Source organism: Mycobacterium parmense (assembly GCF_010730575.1).
Taxonomy (GTDB): Bacteria; Actinomycetota; Actinomycetes; order Mycobacteriales; family Mycobacteriaceae; genus Mycobacterium; species Mycobacterium parmense.
Genome location: NZ_AP022614.1, coordinates 4,121,136 through 4,147,387, shown reverse-complemented (window position 1 = coordinate 4,147,387; position 26,252 = coordinate 4,121,136). Strand labels below are relative to the sequence as shown.

General features: G+C 67.8%; 24 protein-coding genes and 1 pseudogene. 19 read left to right on the top strand and 6 right to left on the bottom strand.

The genetic code is table 11. From position 1 onward, the window contains the following. Nucleotides 1–131 precede the first annotated feature (131 nt). Nucleotides 132–623, top strand: coding sequence for a hypothetical protein (locus tag G6N48_RS19135; protein ID WP_139825702.1), 492 nt, complete (start codon nucleotides 132–134; stop codon nucleotides 621–623). A gap of 27 nt (nucleotides 624–650) precedes the next feature. Here G6N48_RS19135 and G6N48_RS19130 read toward each other — a convergent pair whose 3' ends face one another. Then, the gene (locus tag G6N48_RS19130) at nucleotides 651–917 is read right to left on the bottom strand and encodes a YdeI/OmpD-associated family protein (protein ID WP_085268471.1); all 267 of its coding nucleotides are present in this window, start codon (nucleotides 915–917) and stop codon (nucleotides 651–653) included. 231 nt (nucleotides 918–1,148) lie between these two features. On the opposite strand from G6N48_RS19130, the gene G6N48_RS19125 reads away from it, so the two are divergent. The 7 genes and pseudogenes from G6N48_RS19125 (at nucleotide 1,149) to G6N48_RS19095 (ending at nucleotide 8,529) form a co-directional block, all read left to right on the top strand. After that, nucleotides 1,149–1,943, top strand: a complete 795-nt coding sequence (locus tag G6N48_RS19125) for a GntR family transcriptional regulator (RefSeq protein ID WP_085268472.1) — start codon at nucleotides 1,149–1,151, stop codon at nucleotides 1,941–1,943. After that, nucleotides 1,921–4,580: pseudogene (locus tag G6N48_RS19120) on the top strand (fumarate reductase/succinate dehydrogenase flavoprotein subunit). The gene G6N48_RS19125 and the pseudogene G6N48_RS19120 overlap by 23 nt, the downstream one beginning before the upstream one ends. 29 nt (nucleotides 4,581–4,609) lie before the next feature. Then, on the top strand, nucleotides 4,610–4,837 hold the full coding sequence (locus G6N48_RS19115; RefSeq protein ID WP_085268473.1) for a 4Fe-4S dicluster domain-containing protein: 228 nt from the start codon (nucleotides 4,610–4,612) through the stop codon (nucleotides 4,835–4,837). An 11-nt stretch (nucleotides 4,838–4,848) separates the two neighbouring features. Beyond that, entirely contained in the window at nucleotides 4,849–6,264 is a 1,416-nt protein-coding gene (locus G6N48_RS19110) for an ABC transporter substrate-binding protein (protein ID WP_085268474.1), read from the top strand. A gap of 44 nt (nucleotides 6,265–6,308) precedes the next feature. Continuing rightward, the gene (locus tag G6N48_RS19105; protein WP_372511208.1) at nucleotides 6,309–7,154 is read left to right on the top strand and encodes an ABC transporter permease; all 846 of its coding nucleotides are present in this window, start codon (nucleotides 6,309–6,311) and stop codon (nucleotides 7,152–7,154) included. Then, nucleotides 7,151–7,912 (top strand): ABC transporter ATP-binding protein, encoded by a 762-nt coding sequence (locus G6N48_RS19100; RefSeq protein ID WP_085268476.1) that lies wholly within the window; start codon nucleotides 7,151–7,153, stop codon nucleotides 7,910–7,912. The genes G6N48_RS19105 and G6N48_RS19100 overlap by 4 nt, the downstream gene beginning before the upstream one ends. Beyond that, the gene (locus G6N48_RS19095; protein ID WP_085268477.1) at nucleotides 7,909–8,529 is read left to right on the top strand and encodes a hypothetical protein; all 621 of its coding nucleotides are present in this window, start codon (nucleotides 7,909–7,911) and stop codon (nucleotides 8,527–8,529) included. The genes G6N48_RS19100 and G6N48_RS19095 overlap by 4 nt, the downstream gene beginning before the upstream one ends. Here G6N48_RS19095 and G6N48_RS19090 read toward each other — a convergent pair. Continuing rightward, nucleotides 8,522–9,415, bottom strand: coding sequence for an SCO6745 family protein (locus G6N48_RS19090; RefSeq protein WP_085268658.1), 894 nt, complete (start codon nucleotides 9,413–9,415; stop codon nucleotides 8,522–8,524). The genes G6N48_RS19095 and G6N48_RS19090 overlap by 8 nt on opposite strands. 61 nt (nucleotides 9,416–9,476) lie before the next feature. Next, complete coding sequence (locus G6N48_RS19085; protein ID WP_232066660.1) at nucleotides 9,477–10,520, bottom strand: amidohydrolase family protein; 1,044 nt, start codon at nucleotides 10,518–10,520, stop codon at nucleotides 9,477–9,479. Between the two features lie 147 nt (nucleotides 10,521–10,667). On the opposite strand from G6N48_RS19085, the gene G6N48_RS19080 reads away from it, so the two are divergent. Together G6N48_RS19080 and G6N48_RS19075 are read left to right on the top strand one after the other, a co-directional pair. Next, nucleotides 10,668–11,750, top strand: a complete 1,083-nt coding sequence (locus tag G6N48_RS19080) for a ketopantoate reductase family protein (RefSeq protein ID WP_232066659.1) — start codon at nucleotides 10,668–10,670, stop codon at nucleotides 11,748–11,750. Between the two features lie 173 nt (nucleotides 11,751–11,923). Further along, complete coding sequence (locus G6N48_RS19075) at nucleotides 11,924–14,845, top strand: aminotransferase class I/II-fold pyridoxal phosphate-dependent enzyme (RefSeq protein ID WP_085268480.1); 2,922 nt, start codon at nucleotides 11,924–11,926, stop codon at nucleotides 14,843–14,845. A 16-nt stretch (nucleotides 14,846–14,861) separates the two neighbouring features. Here G6N48_RS19075 and G6N48_RS19070 read toward each other — a convergent pair whose 3' ends face one another. After that, nucleotides 14,862–15,425 (bottom strand): PadR family transcriptional regulator, encoded by a 564-nt coding sequence (locus G6N48_RS19070; RefSeq protein WP_085268481.1) that lies wholly within the window; start codon nucleotides 15,423–15,425, stop codon nucleotides 14,862–14,864. Between the two features lie 118 nt (nucleotides 15,426–15,543). Here G6N48_RS19070 and G6N48_RS19065 point away from each other — a divergent pair, with 118 nt between their 5' ends. The 3 genes from G6N48_RS19065 to G6N48_RS19055 all read left to right on the top strand — a co-directional run bounded on the left by G6N48_RS19065 (nucleotide 15,544) and on the right by G6N48_RS19055 (nucleotide 17,954). Beyond that, nucleotides 15,544–15,972 (top strand): nuclear transport factor 2 family protein, encoded by a 429-nt coding sequence (locus G6N48_RS19065; RefSeq protein WP_085268482.1) that lies wholly within the window; start codon nucleotides 15,544–15,546, stop codon nucleotides 15,970–15,972. Between the two features lie 7 nt (nucleotides 15,973–15,979). Next, a complete protein-coding gene (locus G6N48_RS19060; protein WP_085268483.1) occupies nucleotides 15,980–17,017 on the top strand; it encodes an LLM class F420-dependent oxidoreductase in 1,038 nt (345 codons plus the stop codon). Between the two features lie 205 nt (nucleotides 17,018–17,222). Further along, entirely contained in the window at nucleotides 17,223–17,954 is a 732-nt protein-coding gene (locus G6N48_RS19055; protein WP_197745596.1) for a hypothetical protein, read from the top strand. Here G6N48_RS19055 and G6N48_RS19050 read toward each other — a convergent pair. Beyond that, entirely contained in the window at nucleotides 17,951–19,177 is a 1,227-nt protein-coding gene (locus G6N48_RS19050; RefSeq protein WP_085268485.1) for an MFS transporter, read from the bottom strand. The genes G6N48_RS19055 and G6N48_RS19050 overlap by 4 nt on opposite strands. A 217-nt stretch (nucleotides 19,178–19,394) precedes the next feature. On the opposite strand from G6N48_RS19050, the gene G6N48_RS19045 reads away from it, so the two are divergent. From G6N48_RS19045 to G6N48_RS19020, 6 genes are all read left to right on the top strand, one after another. Next, nucleotides 19,395–19,673 (top strand): hypothetical protein, encoded by a 279-nt coding sequence (locus G6N48_RS19045; RefSeq protein WP_085268486.1) that lies wholly within the window; start codon nucleotides 19,395–19,397, stop codon nucleotides 19,671–19,673. 207 nt (nucleotides 19,674–19,880) lie between these two features. Beyond that, entirely contained in the window at nucleotides 19,881–20,744 is an 864-nt protein-coding gene (locus tag G6N48_RS19040) for an ABC transporter permease (RefSeq protein WP_085268487.1), read from the top strand. A gap of 5 nt (nucleotides 20,745–20,749) precedes the next feature. Next, a complete protein-coding gene (locus G6N48_RS19035) occupies nucleotides 20,750–21,574 on the top strand; it encodes an ABC transporter ATP-binding protein (protein WP_085268488.1) in 825 nt (274 codons plus the stop codon). Then, a complete protein-coding gene (locus G6N48_RS19030) occupies nucleotides 21,571–22,395 on the top strand; it encodes an ABC transporter permease (protein ID WP_085268489.1) in 825 nt (274 codons plus the stop codon). The genes G6N48_RS19035 and G6N48_RS19030 overlap by 4 nt, the downstream gene beginning before the upstream one ends. Continuing rightward, complete coding sequence (locus tag G6N48_RS19025) at nucleotides 22,392–23,189, top strand: ABC transporter ATP-binding protein (RefSeq protein WP_232066658.1); 798 nt, start codon at nucleotides 22,392–22,394, stop codon at nucleotides 23,187–23,189. Before G6N48_RS19030 ends, G6N48_RS19025 begins: the two co-directional genes overlap by 4 nt. Before the next feature lie 69 nt (nucleotides 23,190–23,258). Then, entirely contained in the window at nucleotides 23,259–24,347 is a 1,089-nt protein-coding gene (locus G6N48_RS19020) for an ABC transporter substrate-binding protein (protein WP_169718428.1), read from the top strand. Between the two features lie 76 nt (nucleotides 24,348–24,423). On the opposite strand, the gene ctaD is transcribed toward G6N48_RS19020, so the two are convergent. Further along, nucleotides 24,424–26,166, bottom strand: coding sequence for an aa3-type cytochrome oxidase subunit I (ctaD, locus tag G6N48_RS19015; protein ID WP_085268492.1), 1,743 nt, complete (start codon nucleotides 26,164–26,166; stop codon nucleotides 24,424–24,426). Nucleotides 26,167–26,252: the final 86 nt, after the last annotated feature.

The window sequence follows — 26,252 nt, the reverse complement described above, 5'->3', positions numbered from 1 at the left end:
TGCGGCCCCCGGCCGGGCGGCGGCGACGTTGGTTTGCCGCCCCGGGCCCGCGGGAATTCCCAGACCGCGCGCCTGCAGAGGCTGGCGCTGGGCAGCGCTCTCTCGGCTGCGAACGGCGGGGAGGAGCGGGCATGGGTTCCAGGCACCGAATGCCGGGAAAGCAACGTGGGCTGACGATCGGGCCGCGCGCGCGGCACCGGATCGCGCTCGCCGCGACGACATGTCACGTCGGGTCGGCTTCGTTGCTGTGCGCGGCGAGCCTGGCGGCGTTGATGGTGAGCGCCGCGGATTCCGAATGTCCTGCGGACGGTGCCTCGGTGACCGGCCCGGCGCAACCCCAGGGCACACAAACGGTCAGTCAAGAGGGCACGCTGATAGCCGTGTCGGCGAACTCGGTGACGGCGCGGAGCGCCAACGGGTACACCCAGACCTACGTCGTGACCCCGAACACCGCGGTGATCGGTAGCGACGGCAGCCATTTGCGAACGCCCGCAATGCAATTCGCCGTGGATCAGCATGTGGACATCGTCGGGACTCTCGAGGGCGGCAAGGCGCTGGCGACCGCCGTGGCCGGCCGCGACCTGGGACACGGCGGCGGGCCACCGATGGATTACGCCGGCTAGCGCGCCGCCGGCCCGGCTCGCCGTCGCCTAACTTCGGGTGCGTTCGCGATGTTTGCACCCGGGCCAACAGCACGGCCGGCGCTTTCCCTCCTCGAGTTCTTCCTGGGTCCGGCGAATGCGGCGCACCCGCGTCGCCTGCTGCTTGGCGTCCTCGACCCAACAGATGAACTCGTTGCGGGCCAGCGGGGTGATGTCTTTCCACGCGGCCAGGGCCGCCGCATTGCCGATCAACGACTCGCGCAGGTCCGCGGGGAGTTTGTGCACTACTCCGCCGGGCACCCGTTCACCGCTCACCGGCCAAGATTAAGCCAATCGCCGGGACGCGGACTCGACGCGCGCGGGCACCGGACCGAAGCCAGGTGAACCCCCGCAGGTCTGTGGGGCAGCACTTCAGGGGGCGGCGGAATGCGCCGATCGCGCCGGATATCGCCTGCTCACAGGCCCGGTGGGGCTACGGCAAGTGGCTTAACTCTCATGCAACCGGCAGTGACGGCGCCGTAATAAACCGCCTCAAAGCTGACACTCGTGCCTGGCAAGTCGGAGCGATCACGGGAAACGGCGCGACGCGTCCGTGACGGATTGCGCGCCCGCATCCTGGGCGACGGCTACGGCCCCGGGCCGCTGCCGCCGGAAAGCGATTTGAGTCGCGAGTTCGCGGTGAGCCGCAACACGATCCGTTACGTGCTGGATCTGTTGCGGGCCGAAGGAATTGTCGAACGCCGCCAGGGCGCCGGCACGTTCGTTGTGGCGACCAAGCGGACGCAGGATCTCAGCCGACTGCAGGGGCTTGCCGAGGAGTTCCAGACACCGGACATATCGGTGGCCAACACGGTGCTGCGCGCCGAAGTCACCAGCGCCCAAACGACGGTCGCGCAACGTCTGCAGATCCCGGTCGGTGCCCCGGTGGTGTTCCTCGAACGGATTCGTGCCGTCGCCGGCGAACCGGTGTCGCTCGACGCGACCTACCTGCTCGAGGAATACGGAACACCGCTGCTGGGACTCGATCTGGCGAACACCGACGTGTTCAGGTTGCTCGAGGAGACATTCGACATGCGTCTGGGCGAGGCGAGCCTCACCATCGAGGCCGTCGGTTCCGACCCCACCGTGTCGGACGCCCTGGGCATCGCGGTCCACTCACCGCTTCTGCTGATCGAGCGGCTCACCCTCACCGAAGATGGGCGGCCGATCGACCTGGAATACCTGCGCATCAGGGGCGACCGCATCGCGCTCGCCGGACACGTCCGCCGATCGGCGGACATGCAGCTCGGCAATCTGACGACACGGAGGGACAGAGAACGTGCACATACCGAATGTTGTTGATCCACAGAGGATGTCCTGCGACGTGCTGGTGATCGGCGGCGGGACGGCGGGCACCATGGCCGCGCTCACCGCCGCCGAGAACGGCGCGTCGGTCATCCTGCTGGAAAAGGCCAACGTCAGGCATTCCGGCGCGCTGGCCATGGGCATGGACGGGGTCAACAACGCCGTCATCCCGGGAAAGGCGTCGCCCGAGGAGTACGTCGCGGACATCACGGTCGCCAACGACGGAATCGTCAACCAGCGCACCGTCTATCAGACCGCCACCCGCGGGTACGCGATGGTGCAGCGACTGGAGCGCTACGGGGTGAAGTTCGAAAAGGACGAACACAATCAGTACGCGGTGCGCAAGGTCCACCGCTCGGGCAGCTACGTGCTGCCGATGCCCGAGGGCAAGGACATCAAGAAGGTTCTGTACCGTTGCCTGCGGGCGCGCAAGGTCCGCGAGAAGGTCACCATCGAAAACCGCGTCATGCCGGTGCGTGTGCTGACCGCCGGCGGCCGCGCGGTCGGCGCGGTCGGATTCAATTCGCGCACAGGGGAATTCGTGACAGTCGCCGCCGGCGCGGTGATCCTGTGCGCCGGGGCCGCCGGCCGCCTCGGCCTGCCGGCCAGCGGGTACCTCTACGGCACCTACGAGAATCCGACCAACGCCGGCGACGGCTACGCCATGGCTCTGCACGCCGGGGCGGAGCTGTCGGGCATCGAGTGCTTCCAGGTCAACCCGCTGATCAAGGACTACAACGGACCCGCGTGCGCCTACGTCGCCAACCCGTTCGGCGGTTACCAGGTGAACTCCGAGGGGAACCGCTTCGTCGACTGTGATTACTGGTCGGGCCAGATGATGTCCGAGGTGGTCCGGGAGATCGAAAGCGCCCGCGGTCCGATCTACCTGAAGCTCAGCCATCTACCCGACTCGACGATCTCCCAGATCGAAGGGATCCTGCACACCACGGAACGGCCGACGCGGGGAACCTTCCACAGCAACCGCGGCCACGACTACCGCACGCACGACGTCGAGATGCATGTCTCCGAAATAGGTTTGTGCAGTGGCCATTCCGCCTCCGGCGTGTGGGTGGACGAGTACGCAGCCACGACCGTGCCCGGCCTGTACGCTGCCGGCGACATGGCGCTGGTGCCGCACAACTACATGATCGGCGCGTTCGTGTTCGGCGAGATCGCCGGCGAGCAGGCCGCCGCGTCGGGACCGTCGGCGCCCATGCCGGAACTTCCGCAGGATCAGATCGCCGCGGCCCACGAGTTGATCTACCGTCCGCTGCACAACCCCGACGGGCCGCCCCAGCCGCAGGTCGAATACAAGTTGCGGCGCTTCGTCAACGACTACCTGGCGCCGCCGAAGACGGCGGCGTACCTGCAGAAGGGCCTGGAGGCCTTCGACCGCATGCGCACGGAGATCGCCGCGATGGGTGCGCGCACCCCGCACGAGCTGATGCGTTGCGCCGAGGTCAGTTTCATCCGTGACTGTGCCGAGCTGGCGGCCCGAGCTTCGCTGGCTCGCACCGAAAGCCGTTGGGGCCTGTATCACCAGCGCCGCGACCTCCCGCAGCGCAACGATGCCGAGTGGTTCTGTCATCTCAACCTGCGGCGCAACGGCGCGGGGGAGATCGAGACATTGACGCGGCCGGTGGCTCCCTACATCGTGCCGGTGGCCGGCTTCGAGCGGCCCGATGGCGTGCCGGACGAGCCCGTCGCCGAGGCGCTCGCCGAGGCGGGTGGTCACCGATGACGGCGTCGACGCGGATCCTGCAACTGCTCGAGTTGTCCGAGGAAGGGCCCGCCCTCGAGGACCTCGCCGAGTTCCTGTCCGACGGCGATCCGGCGGTGCGCCGCAACGCGCTCAGTGTGCTGAGCGAATGCACCGAGGACGACGAATGGGCCCAGGCAGCACCGTATTTCGCCGCCGCGCTGTCCGACCCCTCGGACGAGGTGCGCGCCGCGGCGATGAAGCTCCTGCGCGAGCTCGTCGAGGTGATCGAACCCGGCGCCGAGTTCGTGCGGCACCTGCGCCGGGCCGCCGCCGGCCCCGACCCGGGGGTCCGAGCGTCGGCAATCGAGGCGCTGTGGCGGCACCGGATCAGCGGAGAAGACGAACTGCGGTCACTGTTCGACGATCCCGACGAGACCGTGCGCTGTTCCGCGGTCCTGGGTTTCGTCTCGATCGATTCACTCGACGCCCTGGCCGTGGCGTCCGCGGACGCGGCGTCGGCGGTGCGCCTCGCGGCGGCACGCGGGTTCGCCGCCGTGGGGGATCCCCGTGGTGTGACGGCGTTGCTGACGCTGGCCGGTGACACCGACGAGCAGGTGCGGGCCGCCGCCCTGGACGCCTTCGGCGCCCTCGGCTGCACCGGGGACGCGGTCACGGTCGCCGCGGCCGCACTGCGCGAGCCGTCCTGGCAGGTACGCCAGAGCGCCGCGCGAGCGCTGGGGTCCGCGGAGGAGGCGCTGGCCGCCGAGTGCCTGGTCGCCGCGTCGGCCGACGACAACCTCGATGTCCGCAAGGCGGCGGTGCAATCGCTGGCGGGGTTCAAGTCCGAGTCGCCCCGTATCCGCGACGCGCTGCGCACCGCGACGTCGGACCCGGACGCTGACGTCCGAGCCTACGCACGAATGGGCCTATAGGGCAACAACTTTCCAGGAAAAGGAACATCATGGCACTGACAACGAACCGCGCCGACGTCCCGGTCACCATCGACGAAGCCAAGTGCATCGACGGCTGCACGCTGTGCGTCGACGTCTGCCCGCTGGACTCGCTGGCCATCAACCCGGAGACCAACAAGGCCTTCATGCACGTCGACGAGTGCTGGTACTGCGGCCCTTGCGCCGCCCGCTGCCCCGTCGACGCCGTCACCGTCAACATCCCCTACCTGCTGCGGTAAGGGGTACGGCGGTGAGGGGCTCGATCCTTGCGGTGGTGGCGGCGGTCTGCGCGTCGCTGCTGAGCGGCTGCGGCGTCCTCGGCGAACCCAGCGTCGTGGTCAACGTCGGATACCAGTCCAAGACCATCAACACCGTCAACGCCGGCACCCTGATGCGCGACCGCGGGGAGTTCGAGAAGGCGCTGGCCCGCGTCGCGGCTGCCCACGGTGTCAAATATCGCGTGGTGTGGCAGGACTTCGCCTCGGGCGCGCCGCTGACCGCGCAGATGATGGCCTCCCACGTCGACATCGGCTCGATGGGCGACTACCCGCTGCTGGTCAACGGCTCCAAGACGCGCCGCTACAGCGACGCGCAGACGAGCTTCATCGCCGTCACCGGTTACAACCTGCGGGGTTCGCTCAATCAGGTCATCGTGCCCACCGGGTCAACGGTGACTTCGCTCGCCGACCTGGTCGGCAGGCGGGTGTCGACAAGCCTCGGTTCGGCCGGCGACGGCATGCTGGCCGCCGCCCTGCAACGGGCGCGCATCGACCCCGGCCAGGTCCACCTGGTCAACCAGGACCCCGCGGTCGGCGCGTCGGCCATCGAGGGCAAACAGGTCGACGCGATGGCGCAGTTCGTCCCGTGGCCGCAGCTGCTGGTTTTTCGCAAGCAGGGCGAGTTGCTCTACGACGGCGGCGACAACGACGTCCCGACGTTCCACGGCGTGGTCGCCCGCGACGACTTCACCCACCGCCATCCCGAGGTGATCACCGCGTTCCTGCAGGCCATGTCGGCCACCACCGACTACATCGTCGCGCACCCCCTCCAGGCCGCGCTGCGTGTCAGCGCGCTCACCCGCATCGAGCCGGAGGTGGTCTACCTCTACAACGGCCCCAACGGGCTGGTGTCCTTCGACATGACCATCAAAACCCAGCTCGTTGCCGCGCTCGGCAAAATCAAGCCTTTCCTTGTTCGAAAGCGCTCGGTGTCACCAGGTTTCGATATCAGTGCGTTCGTGGACGAGTCCTATCTGCAAGCGGAGATCGGCCCCGACTATCAGCGCCGGCGCGCGGACACGGTCAACCCGGACAGGCTCACCGGATTCGACGACCGGTGCGGGCTGCCGGTTGACGACCCGGCGCAGGCTTCGGAGCTCTGGCCCGCCGGCGCGACGCACACGGAGGTCGCCGCGACCCCGACCTGCCTGCTGCGGCGGATCGCCGCCACGCAGTCGGTGCGGGCGGCGTACGTGCCCGACACCGTGACGGGCACCCGCCTGTTCGCCGACCACGCCGTGTGGCTGGTCGACACCTCGGCCCCGACCACGCAGCGGTACAAACCGTTCGACACTCCCGGGGCCGCGGCGGCCTACCGCGCCCAGCATCCCCAGACCGTGCCCGTCACCTACCGGACAGCGTTGTCCCAATCGCGATCGCCCAGCTAGAGAACGACGAAGGACCCGAGATGGCCGATACCACAGCTGCTTTGATGCTCGACGCCGCCAAGGTGCGCGAGTCCGACGCGACACTTCGCCCGCCGGGCAGGCGGCATCCGCGCGTGCGGGCGCGGATTGCGGCGGTCGCGCTGCCGCTGCTGCCGGTTGCCGCGTTCCTGCTCCTGTGGCAGCAGCTGACGGCGCACCAGGTGGTGGCGTGGCTGCGGTTCAACCGGATGCCCACACCGGGCAGCGTGTACGACGCCCTGGTCGCCCGGGTCAGTTCCGGCGGTTACTACGACGACCTGCTGGCAAGCCTGCAACGCATCCTGCTCGGCTTCGGCCTGGCCGCGGTGGCTGGCGTCGCGCTGGGCATGCTCGTGGGCCGGTCGCGCACCGCGCGAATGACGTTGCGGCCCTTCATCGAAGTCTTCCGGCCGATCCCGGCCATCGCCCTGGTCCCGCTGACCATCCTGCTGTTTCCCAGCAGCGAACAGGGCATCGTGTTCATCACCTTCTTCGCGGCCTTCTTCCCCGTCGTCGTCAGCACGATCCACGCGATGGACGCGCTACCGCAGGTGTGGGAGGACGCCGCCAGGACGATGGGCGCGCGCCGGCTGTCGATCTTGTTGCACGTCGTCCTTCCCGGCGCGCTGCCCGGTATCTTCTCCGGGCTGTCGGTGGCGATGGGGGTTGCCTGGATCTGCGTGGTCAGTGCCGAGATGATCTCGGGCCAGTACGGAATCGGCTACTACACCTGGCAGTGCTACGGGTTGCTCGACTATGCGGGCGTGGTGGTCGGCATGGTGTCCATCGGCGCCCTCGGGCTGCTGACCGCCTGGCTTGTCGAGCGGGTCGGCCGGCGGGTCAACAACTGGCTGCCCAGGTCGGCTCGATGAACGCCGGAGCGGCGGTCCGGCTGGAGCGTCTCCGGTTGGGCTTCGACGGCGAACTGGCCGCGGAGATCTCGCTGAGCGTGACGCCCGGCGAAATCGTCGTGCTGCTCGGGCCGTCCGGCTGCGGCAAGTCCACCATCCTGCGGGCCCTCGCCGGCCTGCTCGCCCCGATGGGCGGCCGGGCGCTCGTGGACGGCGACGCGGTGACCGGCAACGCCGCGCACTGCGCGATGGTGTTCCAGGAGGATGCGTTGCTGCCGTGGCGAACGGCCGCCAAGAACGTCCAGTACGCCCTGAAGCTGCGCGGCGTGGCGCGCGGGGACCGCGCGCAGGCCGCGGATGCGTTGCTGAGTCAGGTCGGGCTCAGCGCCTACCGGGATCACCTGCCCGGCCAGCTGTCGGGCGGCATGCGCCAGCGCGTCCAGTTGGCGCGCACCCTCGCGTGCGAGCCGCGCGTGCTGCTGATGGACGAGCCGTTCGGCGCGCTGGACGCGCAAACCCGGCTGGACATGCAGCGACTGCTGGTGTCGGTGTGGGAGGCCCAACGGATGACGGTGTTGTTCGTGACCCACGACGTCGACGAGGCTCTGTTGCTTGCGGACCGGATCGTGCTGCTCAGCGCCCGGCCCGCGCAGGTCGCCGACGTCCTCGCGATCGACAAGCCGCGGTCTCCGGGTGCGCAGTTCGGCAGGGACTTCCAGCGGCAGCGGTATGAGATCCTCGCCTACCTGGGCCAGAGCCCGGCGCTGAGCGCGCCATGACCGTCGACGTCGTCCTGACGATCCGCAGCCGCCGCTGGGCGTACTCGTGCGGGCTGGTCGCCGCGACCGCCGCTCTCGCTCAACGGTTCGCGGCGGCCGGTTGCCGCGTCATGGTCGCCTCGACCGAACCCGACGCGGCGAAGGCGGCGATAGCCGCGGCATGGCACGTCGACTACCCATGGCTGTCCGAGGCCGAATCTTACGTCGTCGCACAAGCATTCGGTTGCTGGAGGGACCGCATCGGCGCGATGAGCGACGGGATCGGGATCGCCGCGCCGTGGCCCGTTCCCGACAGCTTCCAGCGTTTCGACGAGCTGGACAGTGACGGATCGCTCGACCGGTTGTTCGAGCACATCGCGGCCGCCCAACCGTCCGGCGACCCCGTGCTGCACCCGATCCCGGTGCGTCAGGCGGACCCGGACGCCGCGGACGTGCGCAACGTCGTCGGGTTCGAGACCGCCCTGGCCACCATCGACCGGGCGTTGCGGGCAGCGGAGCCATTGCTCGGGCATCCGCTCAGCGAACCCCAGACGGCCCGGCTCAAGGCGACCTGCAGCCGGTTGCAGATATTCACCGAGGCGCTGGGCGCAGCCACGGTGGCCGGGGAGGCTAGCTAGGCGCGAGATGCGCGCTGTCGTCGTGCAATTCGTCGCGGCGCAGCGTCATCGGGGTCTGCGCGGGTACGTCGCCGCCGGCCACGACCGCGCGGGTGATGGGGGTCAGGGCCCGGAACAGCGTTTCCACCTCGTCGTCGCTGAGCGCGTCGAGCGCCGACAGCGCGACGGCATCGGTCGTCGACTCGATGCTGTCCTTGAGTTCTCGCCCCGCGGCGGTGAGCGAGCCGTGGTCGTCGAGCAGCCCCCGGTCGGCCAGCCGTTGCTCCTGACGCCGCCACGCCGCTTCGTCGTAATCGCGCGTCCGGGCGATGTAGTCGCGCGGCACCCCGCCAGCGGCCGCGTGCAACACGTTGGATTCGCGGCCGGAGATCCCGGCGGCCGTCAGCACCGCGACGTGCCCGTCACCGCGGTGCTCACGCAACAGCGTGGTGGCGTGCCATAGGGCCGCCAGCGGGTCGTCGGGCCAGGGCAGCGCCAGGTTGGCGGCGAACAGTGGCCTCCCCTCGAGCGGCGCTCCGCGCGCGGCTTTGCCCGCCAAATCCGCCGCCACACGGACATTTTCGTCCGCCTCGAGGCCGTAGCGGCGCAGCGCCGCGACGGCGGAGTCCCGGCGGGCGCGCAACGCGGCGTCGGGACCCGCGATCTCCCAGGCCGCCGGGAGCGCCTTGGCGACCCGCTCGGGGGCGAAGTTGTAGAACGTCGCGGCCACCACCTCCCGGGGCACGGCGCCCAGCGGCGCCGAACGCGCGGCGAAGTAACCCATCCAGAAGCCTCGGTAACCGAGCCCGTCCAGCGCCGCGCGTGCCTCCGGCGCGAAGTACGTCACGCCGTGCACGGGCTCGTACCTGTCGAAGAAGCGCCGCGCCAGCCCAGGGTCTCTCGCCACGTTCGCAGTTAACCATCCGCCGCCGGCCGCCATCATCCGGCCCGGAAAGCGGAACGGCTGCTCACAATTTGAGCAGCCGTTCGGCGTTGCGGTGGGCGATCTTCGCTTTGTCGTCCGGGTTGAGGGGCATCTGATCGAGGAATCGCCGGCAGGCCTCGAGGTTGCCGTACGGGTAGTCGGCGGTGAAGACGACGCGGTCGATTCCGATGACGTTGACCATGGCCAGGTAGGCGTTGAAGGACAGGCTCCAGGTGGGATCCGTCGCGCCCGGATCCTGGCTGAAGAAGTCGCCGGCCAGGATCCCGCCGTAGAAGTTCTCGCGCAGGTACTCCTTGACGGTGCGTTTGAGCCCGCTCTCCGTGGCAGGGAACGTGTAGTCCGCACGCCAGCCTATCCAGGCCAGCGCCTCGAACTGATGGCCGACGATGACCTGCAGGGAGGGAAACCGGTCGAACACCCCGCCGAGGATCAGCCGGAGGCAGTGGACGCCGAGGTCGACATGCCAGCCAACCCCGACGGTCGCCAGCCTGGCCGAGACGAGCGGATCGAAACCGGTGTAGTACGCGTCGATCACCGGCCGCGGCGGCACGGTCGGATGCAGATAGACCGGCACGTCAAGGGATTGGGCCGATTCGAACACCGGCCAGAAGAACGGGTCGTCCAGGTAGCGCCCGTTGACATGACCGTTGATCAGGGCGCCGACGAAGCCCAGCTCGCGGACGGTGCGTTCGAGCTCGGCCGCGGCCGCCGCCGGGTCGCGCATCGGCAGTGTGGCGAATCCGCGAAAACGTTCCGGGTAGTTGGCGACGGCAGCCGCCACCGCGTCATTGGCGGACCCCGCCAACTCCACCGCCACCGAGGGCTCGAGGGTCTCGGGGCCGGGGACGGAATGCGAGAGGATCTGGACGTCGATGCCCGCGGCGTCCATCGCGGCGATCCGGCCCGCACCGAGGTCGTTGATGCCGGGCGGCCACTCCCCGTCCGGGCCCGCCGCGCCGTAAACCGCATGCCTGAGCAGGTCGGCGTCCGACGTGAGCCCTTCCTTTCGGTGTTCCTCCACCATCGCCGGAAGCCGGTAGTGCTCTTCGAAACCGATGACCTTCATGACGCTCGTCCGCACCCGCCCTCGCGATGGCCGCCGCTGCCCGGGGATCCGAGTCGCACGCTCATTATCCCGTGGGCGAACACACCGGGACATCCGGCGCCGGGCGGCCGAAGGACGCAGACTTGGCGGTGGCGGCGGGTGAGGTTGGTGACCGAAGGGGAGGCGCGGCAATTGTCGACTCGAGACGACCATCGATGCGTGATCGTCGGCGCGGGTGCCATCGGCGGCACCGTCGGGGCAGTGCTGACCCGAGCCGGATTGCCCGCGGTGCTGGTGGCCCGGGGCCGGCACGCCGAGGTCCTGGCGGCCCGGGGCATAACGCTCAGAACGCCCGACGGCGCCTTGCGAACCCCGGTCTCCGCGGCGGCAAGCCCCGAAGAGGTGCGGTTGACCGACCGTGACGTGCTGGTCTTCACGACCAAGACGCAGCAACTCGACGCCGCGCTGGAGGAATGGGTGGACCAGCCGGTTCATGGCCCGCGGGGAGTCGTGGGGACGGCGGGCGACGTGCTGCCGGCGATGACCGCGCTCAACGGCGTTGCCGCCGAGGAGAAAGCGCTGCGCTACTTCCGGCGGGTCTTCGGGGTGTGCGTCTGGCTACCCGCCGTGCACCTGGAGCCCGGCGAAGTGATCGTCCGTTCGTGGCCCGTTGTCGGTCAGTTCCACGTCGCGCGATGGCCCGCGACCCGCGGCACCGTCGGCGACGCCCAACTGCTGCGGGGTCTCGCAGAGCAGTGGACGGCGGCGGGCATCGTGGTGCGCGTTCCCGATGACGTCGCGCCGTGGAAGTACAACAAGCTGTTGAGCAACCTCGGCAACGCGGTGGGTGCGCTGTGCGCGCCCGGGACCGACGCGACCGGGATCGTGGCCGCCCTGCGCAGCGAGGGCGAAACGGTGCTGCGCCACGCGGAAATCGAGTTCGTGTCGTTCGAGGCGTCCAACGCCGAGCGTGCGGCCGACGGACCGGTGATCCGCCCGGTCCCCGGATCAAGCGCCGGCTCGGGCAACTCCACGTGGCAGTCCCTGAGCCGGCGAACCGGTGACGTGGAGACCGACTTCCTCAACGGGGAGATCGTCCGGATCGCGCACCGCACCGGCATCACCGCACCGCTCAACGCGGCCTTGGCGCGCGCGGCCCGCACCGCGGTGCGGGACAACACCGGGCCGGGCGCACACTCCGCGGCGCAACTCGCACTGCTTCTGGGGATCGAGCCGACCACCGCGGTGTGAGGGCCGGCCGCGCCGGGCGAGATTCGGCGCGCGCACAGCCACCGCCGTCCGTCCACGCGGTCACCTTGCGGACGCGCATTGTTTGTCTTCTGGACACCAGCGGGCGGGCTGGTTCTGCAACCCTTGACCGACGCTCCCGACGGGAGTCGCCGCAAGCCCAGAAAGGGGCGGCCATGACCGAACACCTGCGCGCATACAACAGCCTGTGGCAGGTCCGCAGCGACTCCTGGTGCCGCCTCGAGGAAGCCGCCGATCGGCTGACGCGCCCGACCACCGAGGGGGCGCGCAAGGAGAAGTATCTGGCGAACTGCCAGGAACTCTTGACTCGCCTCAGTTCGCTGGAGCCCTACTGGGCTTATCCCGGCTCGCCGCAGTTCGCCCGGATCCAGCGCCTGTTCGCGGCCGGCAATTACGACAAGTTCTCCCAGGCGGTGGTGCAGGTGAACCGCGCCTTGACCACGGAGTCGTACCGTTCCGGAGACGTCGACAACGCCGGTGCCGACGAGCTCGACATGTTCCCGGCCGATCCGCGGCAGCTCCTCGAACACCAGCCGGCCGCCCAGCGCGACCGTCCCTACTTCGAGGTGCTCGTCGTCGAGAAGATGACCGAAGACCAGGAACGGGCGCTGCGCAACGAGGTTCGCAAGTGGCGGCGCCCCGACGACGAGTTCGTCTACGAGCTGGTGGTGGTGTCCAGCGGGGACGAGGCGCTGATCGCGGCGCGGCTCAACGTCAACCTGCAGGCGGTGGTGATCCGGCGGCGCTTCTCCCACCAGTCGGCCCGGGACCTGTCGGCGCTGTCGGAGTTCGTCGACAGCGACGTGCAGCACGAGCTCAACGATCACCAGTCACCCGAGGAGCGCGCGCAGATCCTCGCGGTGTCCCTCGCCAAACTGCGGCCCGAGCTCGACCTGTACATGATGACCGAGATCGAGGTGGAGGACATCGCGGGTCGCCTCGGCCAGTACTTCCGCAGGGTCTTCCATGCGCGGGAGGGCATGCTCGAGTTACACCTGTCGATCCTGCAGGGGGTCGCCGCGCGGTACCGCACCCCGTTCTTCAGCGCATTGAAGCAGTACAGTCACCGGCCCACGGGTGTCTTTCACGCCCTGCCGATTTCGCAAGGCAAGTCGATCGTCAACTCGCACTGGATCAAGGACATGGTCGGCTTCTACGGCCTGGACGTGTTCATGGCCGAGACGTCGGCGACGTGCGGCGGGCTCGACTCCCTGCTGGAGCCCACCGGGCCGCTGCGGGAGTCACAACAGCTCGCATCGCAGGCATACGGGTCGCGGCACACCTACTTCGTCACCAACGGAACGTCGACGGCCAACAAGGTCGTCACCCAGGCCTTGGTGGCACCCGGCGATATCGTGCTGCTGGACCGCAACTGTCATCAGTCGCATCACTACGGAATGATGATGGCCGGCGCGAATGTCGTCTACCTCGAGGCATATCCGCTCAACGACTACTCGATGTACGGCGCGGTGCCGTTGCGCGAGATCAAGTCGAAACTGTTGGCGCTCAAGCGCGCCGGTAAGCTCGACCGCGTCAAGATGATGTCGCTGACCAACTGCACCTTCGACGGGATCGTCTATGACGTCCAGCGCGTCATGGAAGAGTGCCTTGCCATCAAACCCGACCTGGTATTCCTCTGGGACGAGGCGTGGTTCGCGTTCGCGCGCTTTCACCCGGTCTACCGCAGCCGCACAGCGATGGCGTCCGCGGCGGCGTTGCGTGAGCGCCTGCAAGACCCCGCGCTCATGCGCCGTTACGAAGAGCAGCTTGCTGCCGACAATGCCAGAACGCCCAGCGACGACGAGCTCTTGGAGCGGCGCCTGATCCCCGACCCCGCCAGGGCACGCGTGCGCGTGTACGCCACCCAGTCGACCCATAAGACGCTGACAGCGCTGCGGCAGGGATCGATGATCCATGTCTATGACCAGGATTTCGACCAGAAGGTCGCCGTGGCCTTCCACGAGGCCTACATGGCCCACACCTCGACTTCGCCGAACTACCAGATCCTCGCGTCGTTGGACTTGGGTCGCCGGCAGGTCGCGCTGGAAGGTGTCGAGTTGGTGCAGCGCCAGATCGAGAACGCGATGCAGCTGCGGGACGCCATCGACAACCATCCGCTGCTCAGCAAATACATGAGGTGCCTGCGCACGTCCGATCTGATCCCGGAGGACTTCCGGCCGTCGGCCATCGCCCAGCCCCTGCGATCCGGCCTGCGCAACATGATGGCGGCCTGGGAGCAGGACGAGTTCGTGCTGGATCCCTCGCGTATCACGCTCTACATCGGCCAAACCGGCTACAACGGTGACACGTTCAAACGTCAACAGCTGATGGACCGCTACGGAATCCAGATCAACAAGACGTCGCGCAACAGCGTGCTGTTCATGACGAACATCGGCACCACGCGCAGCTCGGTCGCTTTCCTGGTGGAAGTCCTGGTCAATATCGCCCGTGAGCTCGACCAGGAGATCTCGGAGATGAGCCTCGGTGAGCGTGAGCATTTCGAGCGGGCCGTCTATCGGCTCACCGGAATGCCGTTGCCGCTGCCCGACTTCAGCGGCTTCCATCCCGCGTTCATGGATCACAGCGGCAGCGAGCCGACGCCCGAAGGGGACGTTCGCAAAAGCTTCTACCTGTCCTACGACGATGCCAACTGCGAGTACCTGACGGGCGAGCAGATCGACGAGAAGTTGGACGCCGGAATAGACGTGGTCTCGGCCACCTACGTCACGCCGTACCCGCCGGGATTTCCGGTCCTGGTGCCGGGCCAGGTGGTCAGCCGCGAGATCCTGCAGTTCATGCGGGACCTCGACACTCCCGAGATCCACGGCTACCTGCCGGATTTCGGCTATCGCGTGTACACCGAGAAGGCCATCGACATGGCCAGTGCTTCTGCTGGTCGGCCGTCCAACGGTCACCGCTCGGCCGAGCACCCGTCCGAGTCGGCAGCGGAGAAGCCGTCGAAGAAGAAGCCGGGCAAGCGTGGATCGAACGGCGACCAGACCGTCCCCGAGATCGGCCATGACGAGCTGCTCGGCCGGCAGTTTCCGGGCGACGCGGTGCACACCCCGACTTCTTAGGCGGGGCCGCACGCGCTCACGCCTGGGCCGGCAGGCGCCGTTCGAGGACGGTGAGTGCGCGCTCGGCCCACCGAATGTTCTCCTCTTCGAACGAGATTCCGCGCATCAGCGTCAGGTATGGGCCCACTCGTTCGGCATGGGCGAGGTAGTCCTCCTCGTCGCGGCCCTCGAGCAGCCGCGCTCGCAACCGTTGATAGCGTTGCAGTTTCGCGGTCGCCCACTGCAGCCGCTCGGCGATGAAGTCGCGGACTGCGCGCGCGTCGCCGGCGTCGGCCGCCTGCACTTTGACCATCAGTTCGTCGCGGATGGCCGAGGGCCGCGGGGCCGTGGTGGTGTAGTGCCGGATCGCGTCGCGACCCGCCTCGGTGAGCGAGAACATGCGTTTGTTCGGCCGCCGGCCCTGCTGGACGACGCGGGCCTCGATGAGGCCTTGCTCGGCGAGCCGGTCCAGTTCGCGATAGAGCTGTTGGGGGGTGGCCATCCAGAAGTTCGCGACCGAGGCGTCGAAGCCTTTGGCGAGGTCGTATCCCGACGATTCACCCTCGAGAAGCGCGGCCAGCACCGCGTCGCGCAGGGACATCGGCCTAGGGTACAACCCAGTGACTATTAAACAAAGTGATTAATCGCGCAGTAGACTTTTCGCGGCGGAGCATCTAGCGTCAGTCCCACTCAACCAAACGACCACGGCGAGGTTCCCGATGCATCCCTTCCGCAAGGCAGTCGAAGAGCGCGACGAGGGGGCCATCCAGGCGATGCTGGCCGACACCGTGACATTCACCAGCCCGGTGGCGTTCAAGCCCTACGTCGGAAAGCCGCTCACCGCGGCCATCCTGCGCGGCGTGTTGAGGGTCTTCGAAGACTTCCGCTACGTCCGGGAGATCCACGATGACGCGGGCCGCGACCACGCGCTCGTGTTCGAGACCGGTTTGGCCGGAGTGCCTGGCGTGAAAATCACCGGGTGCGACTTCCTGCACTTCAACGACGACGGCCTCATCGACGACTTCATGGTGATGGTGCGCCCGTTGTCGGGCGCCAGGGCGTTGTCCGAGGCGATGGGCGCGCAGTTCGACCGAATCCAGCGGGAAGCGGCCGAACTGGCCGATCAATTCGCGACGGCGCGAGGATAGGCAGAGCATGAGGATCGGGTTGGGGATCAATTACGCAGGCGGCTTCAAGGACGTGGCCGCCGAGGTGGCCGACCTCGAGCGCGCCGGGTTGGACATCGTCTTCGTCCCGGAGGCGTATTCCTTCGACGCGGTGAGCGCGCTGGGTTATCTGGCCGCCAGCACACAACGGGTGGGGCTGGCTTCCGGAATTCTTCAGCTCTACACCCGAACTCCCACCCTGACCGCGATGACCGCCGCGGGCCTGGACTACGTCTCCGACGGCCGGTTCACCCTCGGCTTGGGCGCCTCCGGTCCGCAGGTCATCGAGGGATTCCACGGCGTGCCCTACGACGCCCCGATCGGCCGGACCCGCGAAGTCATCGACATCTGTCGTCAGGTGTGGCGCCGCGAGACCCTCAAGCACCAAGGCAGGTACTACACGATCCCCCTGCCCGAAGGGCAGGGCACCGGCCTCGGCAAGCCGCTCAAACTCATCAATAAGCCGGTCCGGGAACGCATCCCGATCCTGGTGGCCGCGCTGGGCCCCAAGAATGTCGAGCTGGCAGCCGAGATCGCCGAGGGGTGGCAACCGATCTTCTTCCTCCCCGAGAAGGCGCAGGACGTCTGGGGCAAGGCGCTGGCCGACGGTCGGGCGAAGCGGGACGCGGCTCTCGGTGAGCTCGACATCTACGCCGGCCCGGTGCTGGCGATCGGCGAAAACGTGGAGCAGTTGCGAGATTCCGTCAAACCGCATCTGGCCCTCTACATCGGCGGCATGGGCGCCAAGGGCAAGAACTTCTACCACGCCCTGGCCACCAAGTACGGCTACGGCCCCCAGGCCGACCGGATCCAGGAGCTCTACCTGGCCGGCGACAAGGACGGCGCCGCCAAGGTCGTACCCGACGACCTGGTGCGCGACGTGAACTTGATCGGCACCCGCGAGTTCGTCAGGGAACGCCTGGCGGCGTTCCGCGAATCCGGGGTGACCACGCTCAACGTCGCACCCATCGCGGGCACACCAGCCGAGCGGGTCAAGCTGATCGAGACCTTGCGGGGCCTGCTCTAGGGGGTAACCGGCCAAGACGCCGACGCGCCGGCGTCGCGCAGCACGATGGTCGCCATGCCGAAGGGTTGCCGGCTCACCGCCCCTCGTGTCGCCTCGCGTGTCGACCGGGACCGCCATACGATGCCCTTTCAGGGCGTGAGCGGCTCCGCCGCATCGCCGCTAGCCTGGTCACCGAAGGCGCGACAGCCCGCAGGGAGCAATCGACATGGACCTCGACCGCATCACCCACCCGCTGAGGCTCGCAAGGGGATCTCACCAGCCGGGATCAGGCAAGGGATGCGCCATGAACGCGATCTCCTACATCAACGGAGACGAGCAGATCACCGACTTCCCGTCGACTTCGTCGCGCCCGCTGGCCGCGTTCGTCCAGCTGTGCAACGACTCGCTGGCCGGGCCCGACGGTTACCTCTCTCCGGCCGACAGCCTCCTGGTGCTGGAGTTGGGTTGGCTGACGGTCGGAACTGCCGACGTCCCCGACACCGTCGTGCACACGTGGGTCGCCAAACTGTTGACCAGCCCCCCGTGGGGCGTCATCGGGTACGCGCGGGGCGCCGCAGCGCAGGCGATCACCGATATCGCCGAGCTTCATCGCACGCTGTCCCCGGGAGACGCGCCGTCCATAGCCGCGTGGGACAGTGCCGCGCGAGCCGCCCGCGAAGTGATCAAGACACTGGCGGGCGCCGAGAAGTACGCTGTCCGGGCGGCTTACCAGTCGACCACGCTCGTCGAGAACGACGACTGGGACACCCTCGACGCCGTCACCGGCAACGCTCTGCGGGCCCACCGGATGGCCAACGGGGACAACGGAGCCACCAGGATTGTCGAGGTCACCCGCAACGCGATCCGATCCTGGCGTCGTCTCGCGGGGCTGAGCGTCGTGGGCGACACCCCGGTACCGATGCCCGGCACCGCACGACGCAAGGTGGCGGCGGCCTAGGCGTCCCGCCGCAGCCGTACCGCTCGGCTGCCCGCGGTCACCGACGCCAGCACCGCCATGATGCCGAGAACCGGCGCCGCGTGCGCCGGCGAACCGAGGTCGGCCAGCAGCAACGGCAGGCCGAAGCCGATGTAGGTCATCGCGTAGAACACGCCCGTGAGGGTGCCCCGAATATGTTGAGGTGCAGCAGTTTCCAGATCTATCAAGCCTCCGCGCAACGACAGCCCGGACGCGCACCCGAGAACGAGGAAGAGCGGCAGACCCAACTGCGGGGTGATCGCCGGCGGTGCCAGGGCGGTCACGGCATAGCCGAGCGCGGCCAGCGCGGCACCGGCGGTGCCGGCGTGCGCTCCCCACGCACGCGCGCGGGCGGCGATCTGGATCAGCCCGCTGGCGCCGTTGACGACCAGGGCGGCCACCCCCGCGGCCATGGGCGCCGGGAGCCCCGTGTGGATGCGGGTGGGGATTGCGACGAAAGCCAGGGTGGCCGAGGCAAATACCCACGGCGCCAGGGGCAGCGCCCAACTCAACGCCAACGCGGCGCCCTGCCGGACCGGCGCGGACGAATCTGCGGCCTCGGCCCGCGCCGGTGTGGCGGAACCGGATCGGAGCACGGCCACGACCGTGACAGACGTCGCCGCCACGACAAGGGCGGCGGCGATCGCGAACGACATCTGGACGCCGGAACGCCCCGCCCAGGCGACTACCCCCGCAACGAACGGTCCGATCGCAAAACCTGCAATCAACACCGCTCCTGCCGTGGCCGCGCCGGCGGGACCGCGCAGGTCGGAGGCCCATGCGGTACACGACGTCATCGCCAGACCCACGCCCGCTCCGACGATCAGGCGCCCCGCCAGCAGGACGCCGGATTGCTGCGAGACCAGCATCCCCACTGTGCCCGCCAGGACGGTCGCCGTACCTGCCCACGCGACGGTATGACGTCCGAACGCATCCGACGCGGGCCCACCGATAAGAAGCCCGGGCAGCAGACCCACCGCGTAGATGCCGAAGACCGCGTCCAGTGTCGCCGCGCTCAGATGCTGGGACCCGCCGATCACTGGCATCAGCGCGGCGAAGTGATTTGCGGCCCACCCGACCGCGAGCAGGACGGCCAACACGCCGATGAACACCGACAGCGTTGGCCTCGCATCACGCCGCCGACCCGCGATGGCCCCCGCTGACCGTGCCCGCGCCGCCAGGCCGGTGTCCGCCTTCGACGACATGACCGAGTCCCTCCCCGTAGCCCGCTCCCGCGATGTGGCGACGACGGTGAGACCCCGCCGCTGCAATTGTTATTCCCTTTCCCGGCCAAGAAAACGACCTACCCGCCGGCAGCCGCTGGGACCGCAAACACCTGTCCGGTGTCCGGGGCGCGGGATATGGTTTCAGATCGGCGGATTTGGTGTACAACGTCACTACTTCGGATCCAGGAGGCAAAGAATGAAGCACATCGCCGCGGCCACGATCGTGATCGCCGCGCTGCTCTCGAGCGCATGTTCGGCGTCGCAGGTCATCAACACCGGGGGCGACACCACGTGCAAGGACTTCACCTCTCAGGACCAGAAAAAGCAGGACAGCGAGATCAGCAAGATGCTGAAGGACAAGAGCGGCAACGATCCGAACAATGCGGAGATCACGGCGACGCGCCTGTCCGCCGCGACCTACTGCCAGACCCTGGGCAAGCCGGACAGCAAGATCTCCGAGGCGCCACACGGCTGACCTCCGCCGGCTGGCAGGACGGCGCCGCGGGCAAAGCTTCCCGGCGGCCCGGGCGGTGCCAGGTTTTGGTCAACGCGATCTATACCGTTGCGGCGCGCCACCGGCGCGGAAATGATCACTGAGTTTGCGCAAGCACCCCGCGACGTGTTCCAGGCCGTGCCCCGGACTCGAGCCAAGGGGCATCTCTGATCCTCGGAAAGGCGGCCGGTGAGCGTCCTTTTGACCGAGTCGACGTCCGTGGCCGTCCGCGGCAGCGTCGGCACCGAGCCGAAGCGACGGCGCGGTCGGCGGCCGTCGTCCGCGCCGTTTCTGGCCATCCTCGGCTTCGCGCTGTTCGTCGGCTTCTGGTACCTGACCGTCGATGTGCTGGCGCTGCCACGGTTTCGGGGCATTCCCGGCCCCACCGAGGTGGTCAGGGAATGGGTCAGCCCGAACCCGGCCTACGGTACGTCCATTTTCACGGCGTCCTACTACCAGCACATTTGGGCCAGCATTCGGCGCGTCGCCATCGCATTCACCGCGGCGCTGGCGACGGGGATCCCGCTCGGGCTGCTGCTGGGCTGGTCGTCGCGATTGCGCCAGTACGGTTTTCCGGTTTTCGAGTTGATCCGCCCCATCCCGATCCTGGCCTGGGTTCCCTTGGCAATGCTGATGTTTCACACCCGGGAGGGCTCTGTCCTCTTCCTCACCTACCTGGCCGCGTTCTATGCGGTCACGCTGAACACGATGCTGGGGGTTCACTCCGTCGACAAGAACCTGATCCGAGCGGCCAGGTGCCTCGGCGCCGGGTCCACCACGGTGCTGCGCACGGTGGTGATCCCGGGGTCGCTGCCGTACATCTTCACCGGTCTGCAGATCGGCATGGGAGTCGCCTGGTTTTCGCTGGTCGCCGGGGAGATGATCGCGGGCCAGTTCGGGCTCGGCTATCTGATCAATGCTTCGTATACGACCACCCGCTACCCGACGATCGTCATCGCCATGATCACCCTCGGCATGGTCGGCTATGCCAGCAGCGCCGTGATCCGGCTCGTCGCCGGCAGGATGATGGCCTACCGGGCCCGGAGCGTCTGATCACGATGGGGGGCAACGTCGTTCTCGACACCGTGTGCAAGACCTATCCACTGGCGGGCGCTCCGGTGGTTGCGGTGCAGGACTTCAGTCTCGAGATCGCGGCCGGGGAACTGCACGTCATCGTCGGGCCGTCCGGGTGCGGAAAGAGCACGCTGCTCGCGGCGGTCGCCGGATTTACCGACATCACATCCGGCCGCGTCGAACTCGACGGCGAACTGCTGTGCGGCCCCGCTCGCCCCACCGCCGCAATCGGTCCCGATCGGGTCGTCGTCTTTCAGGACAGCACGCTGTTTCCCTGGCTCACCGTGGCCGACAACGTCGGATACGGTCTGGTCGCGCAACGGCGCGCCGGCCGCGGCGAAGCGGCGGACATCGCGCGCACGCATCTGCGAAGGGTCGGGCTCGCTGACCTGGCCGACAGCTACCCGGGCGAGCTGTCGAGCGGCATAGCGCGCCGCGTCGAGATCCTGCGCGCGCTGGTCATGGAGCCGGCGGTGCTCCTGCTCGACGAGCCGTTTCGCGGGATGGACGCGATCTCGCGCGCCGCGATGCACGACGCGCTGCTGCAAATCTACGACAACTCCTCGGTCACAGTGCTTTTCATCACCCACGACATCGAGGAAGCTGTCTACCTGGGCAGTCGCGTCACCGTCATGACGACCCGTCCCGGCCGGGTCAAGACCACGATCGAGGTCGGTCTCGACCGTCCCCGCGACCCCGGCATCATCACCAGTGCGATGTTCCGCGAACTCGTCGTCGAGGTCTCCGACGCCGTCCGCGACGAGGCCAGGCGCGCGTTCGAGGTGGGCGAGCGGGAATTGGTCCGATGACAACGCTGTCCGACCTGACCCACGGACTGAAGTCCGCGGCCCTGAGGCGGGGCCTGCTCGGCATCGCCATCTTTGCGCTGTCCTGGGAACTGGCCACCCGGCTGCACGGCTGGACCGGTGTCGACGTGCCGCTGGCGGGGCAGTTACCCCCGCCATCGGCGGTGGCCGGGGACTTCCTGAAACTGGCTGCCAGCCCGGGGTATTGGAACAGCTGGTCGCTGTCCTTGCAAAGGGTGCTGGCCGGATTCGGGGTGGCGCTGGTCGTGGGAGGCGCATTGGGGTTGCTGATGGCAACCCGTCCGTGGTTCAAACGCGTGGTATTCCCGGTATTCGAGTCGCTGCGGCCGATCCCGCCGCTCGCCTGGGTGCCGATCGCGATCATCTTCTGGCCGACTCAGGAACTGTCGATCACTTTCGTGACCTTTCTGGGCGCCCTGTTCCCGGTCGTGCTGAACACCGTTGGCGGTGCCGAGGAGATCGACCGCCGCCACGTGCTCGCCGCGCGGTCGATGGGCGCACGGCGGTCATACGTTTTCCGGCGCGTGCTGTTGCCGGCGCTGATGCCATCGCTGGTGACGGGCGCGGCCGTCGGCATGGGTATCACGTGGGAGGTCGTGGTGGCCGCGGAACTGATCTCCGGCGGCGGCCGGCAGTCCGGCGACGGCGGGCTGGGCTTCTTGGTGTGGAATGCCTATCAGGGCAACGATTTACCCCGGGTCGTGGTGGCGATGATCAGTCTGGGGATCGCCGGCTATGTGTCGAGCGGGCTGGTGCGGGCGTTGGGCAATCGGATGATGCCGTGGCGGCGGGTGAAGGCATGACCGCCGGCCGGGCCGGGGCGGTGCTGTTCGACCAGGTGTCCTATCACGTCCCCAAGGGTCGTCAGTGCGTGAAGGTGGTCGACGACTGCTCGTTTGGCCTCGCGCCCGGTGAGATCGTCGCGATGATCGGTCCCTCGGGCGGCGGCAAGACAACCGTCGGTTACCTCTTGGCGGGTTACCACAGGCCGACGAGCGGTTCGGTCAGAGTCGACGGCCGCGAGGTGAACGGCCCTGCCGCCGAACGGCTGTTGTTGTTCCAGGAGAACGCGTTGATGCCCTGGCTGACAACTTGCGAAAACGTCATGTTCGGGCCGCGCGCCCGCGGAGAGGACAGACGGGGGGCGCGGCGGCGGGCGGGCGCGATGTTGGCACGCGTCGGACTCGCGGAGTTCGGCGACCGGTACCCGGGCGAGTTGTCCGGTGGGATGCGCCGGCGCGCAGAACTGGCCCGGGCGCTGATCAACGAGCCCGCGGTTCTGGTGCTCGACGAGCCGTTTCGTGGCTTGGACGCCATGACCCGCGAACTGATGCAGGAATACACCGCCGAGCTTCTCCGGGAGCAACAGCGGACGGTGTTGTTGATCACCACGGATGTCGACGAGGCCCTGCTGCTTGCCGACCGCCTGCTGGTCATGACCGAACGACCCGCCCGGGTGCGTGAGGAGTTTTCGATCCAGCTGGATCACCCGCGTCGGCGCACGGATTTGCTGCTGGACGAAAGCGCTCAGCGCATCAAGGACCGCGCCATGCACCTCCTGCGATCGCCCGCTGCTCACGACCTGTCCCGGCGATGAATTGACGGATCAATAACCACCTTTCACGACAGAAAGAATCCAATGCGACTGAACAGGGCACTCTTCGTTGTGCTGGCGACGGTGCTGACCGTTGCGGGCTGCGCCGCGGTCGGCAACATCGGCGGAAACGATGTGGGTGCGGCCGGTGGACCCGTGCACCTCACCGTGGGTTACCAGCCCTACTACACCGAGGCTTGGTCCGCAGTGGTGTTGCGGGGCAAGGAATTCTGGAAGAAGTATCTGCCCGCAGGCTCAACGGTGGACTTTCAGGTCGGCCTGCAGGGATCGATCATCGTGAGTCAGATGCTGGCCGGAAAACAACAGATCGGCTACGCGGGCGACATGCCGGCGATTGTGGGTGCGAGTAAACGAACTACGAGAGACCTGCGGATTTTCGCGACCCTCGGGCTCTCACAGGATCAGTGCGGCGTCTTTCTCACCCGACCGGACGCGCCGAACTTCGGCAGCCAGCGCGACGCGCTCGCATGGTTCAACGGCAAGACCGTCGCCACACCGCAGGGAAGCTGCGCGGACCGCATCGCCCAGGCCACGTTCGACGCGCTTGGCGTCAAACCGGCCTCCTATCTGAACCAGAGCATCGAGGTGATCACCTCCAGCTTCCAGAACCACACCATCGACGCGACGACCATTTGGGAACCCACGGCGTCGAAGTTGGTCAATGCCGGGCTCGCCAAGCGCGTTGCCAGCGGCGCATTGGCCAACCAGCACGACGGTGCATTCCTGTTGATGGACAAGCAATTCGCCGACACACATCCCGACGCGGCCAAAGGCTGGCTGAAAGCGGAGTTGGATGCGCAGCATTACCTGGCCGATCCGGCGAATGCCGATGAGATCGTCCGCATGGCACAAAGCCAGACCGAGGGCTTCCCTGCCAACGACCTCCGCGACGCGCTGTACCGCAAGTGGCCTGTCGACCAAGGCGGCAGCGCGGACGGAATCCGCCTGCGGCTGCCGTTCGTTCCCACCGGTGAGAGCGCGGATCTGATCAACACGGGCGCCGCGTTCCTCTACCGCATCAAGGCGATACCCGCGGCCACCCTGCCTGACGGTGCGGTGCAGGCTGACACGGCGAGCGCGGTGCTGCACGACGCGGGCGTCAGCGCAGCCGAGGGTGTGGGATTCGTTCGGGCGCAATAGTTCCGGGGTCGGTCATGCGAACCGGGCGACCGGCGGTGCCGGCGGCGTCGCGCTCGCCGACCGGAGTACCGGCGACTCAGGGGCCCGGGGGAGCGGCGGCCGGGGTTTGGGCCTCGATGGCCCCGACATGGCGGCGGCCGACGTAGGCTTCGCCGCGCATCCGGGGCACCATGTGCGGGTAATGCAGTTCGAATGCCGGCCGTTCCGAACGGATTCGGGGCAGCTCGGTGAAATTGTGCCGCGGCGGCGGGCAACTGGTAGCCCACTCCAGCGAATTGCCGTGGCCCCACGGATCGTCCACCAGAACCGGTTCGCCGTAGCGCCAGCTCTTGAAGACGTTCCACACGAACGGCAGCACCGACGCGGCGAGGATGAACGACCCGATGGTGGAGACGAGGTTCAGCGTCTGGAACCCGTCGGTGGGCAGGTAGTCGGCGTAGCGGCGCGGCATGCCCATGTCTCCCAGCCAGTGCTGCACCAGGAAGGTGGCGTGGAACCCGATCAACGTCAGCCAGAAGTGCAGTTTGCCCAGTCGCTCGTCCAAGAGGCGGCCCGTCATCTTCGGGAACCAGAAGTAGATGCCCGCGTAGGTGGCGAACACGATGGTGCCGAACAGGGTGTAGTGGAAGTGGGCCACCACGAAATAGGTGTCGCTGATGTGGAAGTCCAGCGGGGGGCTGGCCAGCAGCACGCCCGTCAGCCCGCCGAGCAGGAAGGTGATCAGGAAGCCCAGGCAGAACAACATCGGTGTTTCGAACGTCAACTGGCCGCGCCACATGGTGCCGATCCAGTTGAAGAACTTGATCCCTGTCGGGACCGCGATGAGGAACGTCATGAACGAGAAGAACGGCAGCAGCACGGCGCCTGTCGCGTACATGTGGTGCGCCCACACCGCCACCGACAGCGCGGCGATCGACAGCGTGGCATACACCAGCGTGGTGTAGCCGAAGATCGGTTTGCGGGCGAACACGGGGATGATCTCGGAGACGATGCCGAAGAAGGGCAGCGCGATGACGTACACCTCGGGGTGCCCGAAGAACCAGAACAGGTGCTGGTAGAGGATCGCGCCGCCGTTGGCGGGGTCGTAGACGTGGGCGCCGATGCGGCGGTCGGCTTCCAGTCCGAACAGCGCTGCGGTGAGCAGCGGAAAGACAATCAGGACAAGCACACTGGTGACCAGGATGTTCCAGGTGAAGATCGGCATCCTGAACATCGTCATGCCGGGCGCCCGCATGCAGACGACGGTGGTGATCATGTTGACCGCCCCCAGGATGGTGCCCAGACCGCCGACGCCCACCCCCAAAATCCAGAGGTCACAGCCCACGCCGGGACTGTGGACCGCATCCGAGAGCGGCGTGTATGCCGTCCAGCCGAAATCGGCCGCACCACCGGGGAGGATGAAGCCGCTCAACGCGATCAGCGCGCCGAAGACGAAGAGCCAGAACGACAACGCGTTGAGCCGCGGGAAGGCCACGTCCGGCGCGCCGATCTGCAACGGCAAGACCAGGTTGGCGAACCCGAACACCACCGGTGTGGCGTAGAACAGCAACATCGCGGTGCCGTGCATGGTGAACAGCTGGTTGTACTGCTCGTTGGACAGGAACTGCAGCCCCGGGGCCGCCAGCTCGAGACGGATCAGCAAAGCCATCAGCCCGCCGATGAAGAAGAAGATGAAGCAGGCGACCATGTACATGATGCCGATCATCTTGTGATCGGTCGTGCTGATGATTTTATAGATCAGGTTGCCCGTGGGCCCGGTTCGCGCCGGAAACGGCCGGCGGGCCCGCAGTTCGACGGCGATCGGCGCCTCAGCGGTCATCAGCTACCTCCAAAGGGCCTGGCAAACAGGCCGACAGGGACAAGCCGCTCAAGTATTCCGAGCCGCAAACGCGCACACCTAGGGCC

What these genes read in the sequence shown, in the direction of transcription:
- ctaD (WP_085268492.1), bottom strand. Translation starts at nt 26,166, where the DNA reads ATGACCGCTGAGGCGCCGATCGCCGTCGAACTGCGGGCCCGCCGGCCG.
- G6N48_RS19030 (WP_085268489.1), top strand. Translation starts at nt 21,571, where the DNA reads ATGACAACGCTGTCCGACCTGACCCACGGACTGAAGTCCGCGGCCCTG.
- G6N48_RS19070 (WP_085268481.1), bottom strand. Translation starts at nt 15,425, where the DNA reads ATGTCCCTGCGCGACGCGGTGCTGGCCGCGCTTCTCGAGGGTGAATCG.
- G6N48_RS19075 (WP_085268480.1), top strand. Translation starts at nt 11,924, where the DNA reads ATGACCGAACACCTGCGCGCATACAACAGCCTGTGGCAGGTCCGCAGC.
- G6N48_RS19085 (WP_232066660.1), bottom strand. Translation starts at nt 10,520, where the DNA reads ATGAAGGTCATCGGTTTCGAAGAGCACTACCGGCTTCCGGCGATGGTG.
- G6N48_RS19060 (WP_085268483.1), top strand. Translation starts at nt 15,980, where the DNA reads ATGAGGATCGGGTTGGGGATCAATTACGCAGGCGGCTTCAAGGACGTG.
- G6N48_RS19035 (WP_085268488.1), top strand. Translation starts at nt 20,750, where the DNA reads ATGGGGGGCAACGTCGTTCTCGACACCGTGTGCAAGACCTATCCACTG.
- G6N48_RS19045 (WP_085268486.1), top strand. Translation starts at nt 19,395, where the DNA reads ATGAAGCACATCGCCGCGGCCACGATCGTGATCGCCGCGCTGCTCTCG.
- G6N48_RS19135 (WP_139825702.1), top strand. Translation starts at nt 132, where the DNA reads ATGGGTTCCAGGCACCGAATGCCGGGAAAGCAACGTGGGCTGACGATC.
- G6N48_RS19105 (WP_372511208.1), top strand. Translation starts at nt 6,309, where the DNA reads ATGCTCGACGCCGCCAAGGTGCGCGAGTCCGACGCGACACTTCGCCCG.
- G6N48_RS19065 (WP_085268482.1), top strand. Translation starts at nt 15,544, where the DNA reads ATGCATCCCTTCCGCAAGGCAGTCGAAGAGCGCGACGAGGGGGCCATC.
- G6N48_RS19115 (WP_085268473.1), top strand. Translation starts at nt 4,610, where the DNA reads ATGGCACTGACAACGAACCGCGCCGACGTCCCGGTCACCATCGACGAA.
- G6N48_RS19100 (WP_085268476.1), top strand. Translation starts at nt 7,151, where the DNA reads ATGAACGCCGGAGCGGCGGTCCGGCTGGAGCGTCTCCGGTTGGGCTTC.
- G6N48_RS19050 (WP_085268485.1), bottom strand. Translation starts at nt 19,177, where the DNA reads ATGTCGTCGAAGGCGGACACCGGCCTGGCGGCGCGGGCACGGTCAGCG.
- G6N48_RS19025 (WP_232066658.1), top strand. Translation starts at nt 22,392, where the DNA reads ATGACCGCCGGCCGGGCCGGGGCGGTGCTGTTCGACCAGGTGTCCTAT.
- G6N48_RS19055 (WP_197745596.1), top strand. Translation starts at nt 17,223, where the DNA reads ATGGACCTCGACCGCATCACCCACCCGCTGAGGCTCGCAAGGGGATCT.
- G6N48_RS19095 (WP_085268477.1), top strand. Translation starts at nt 7,909, where the DNA reads ATGACCGTCGACGTCGTCCTGACGATCCGCAGCCGCCGCTGGGCGTAC.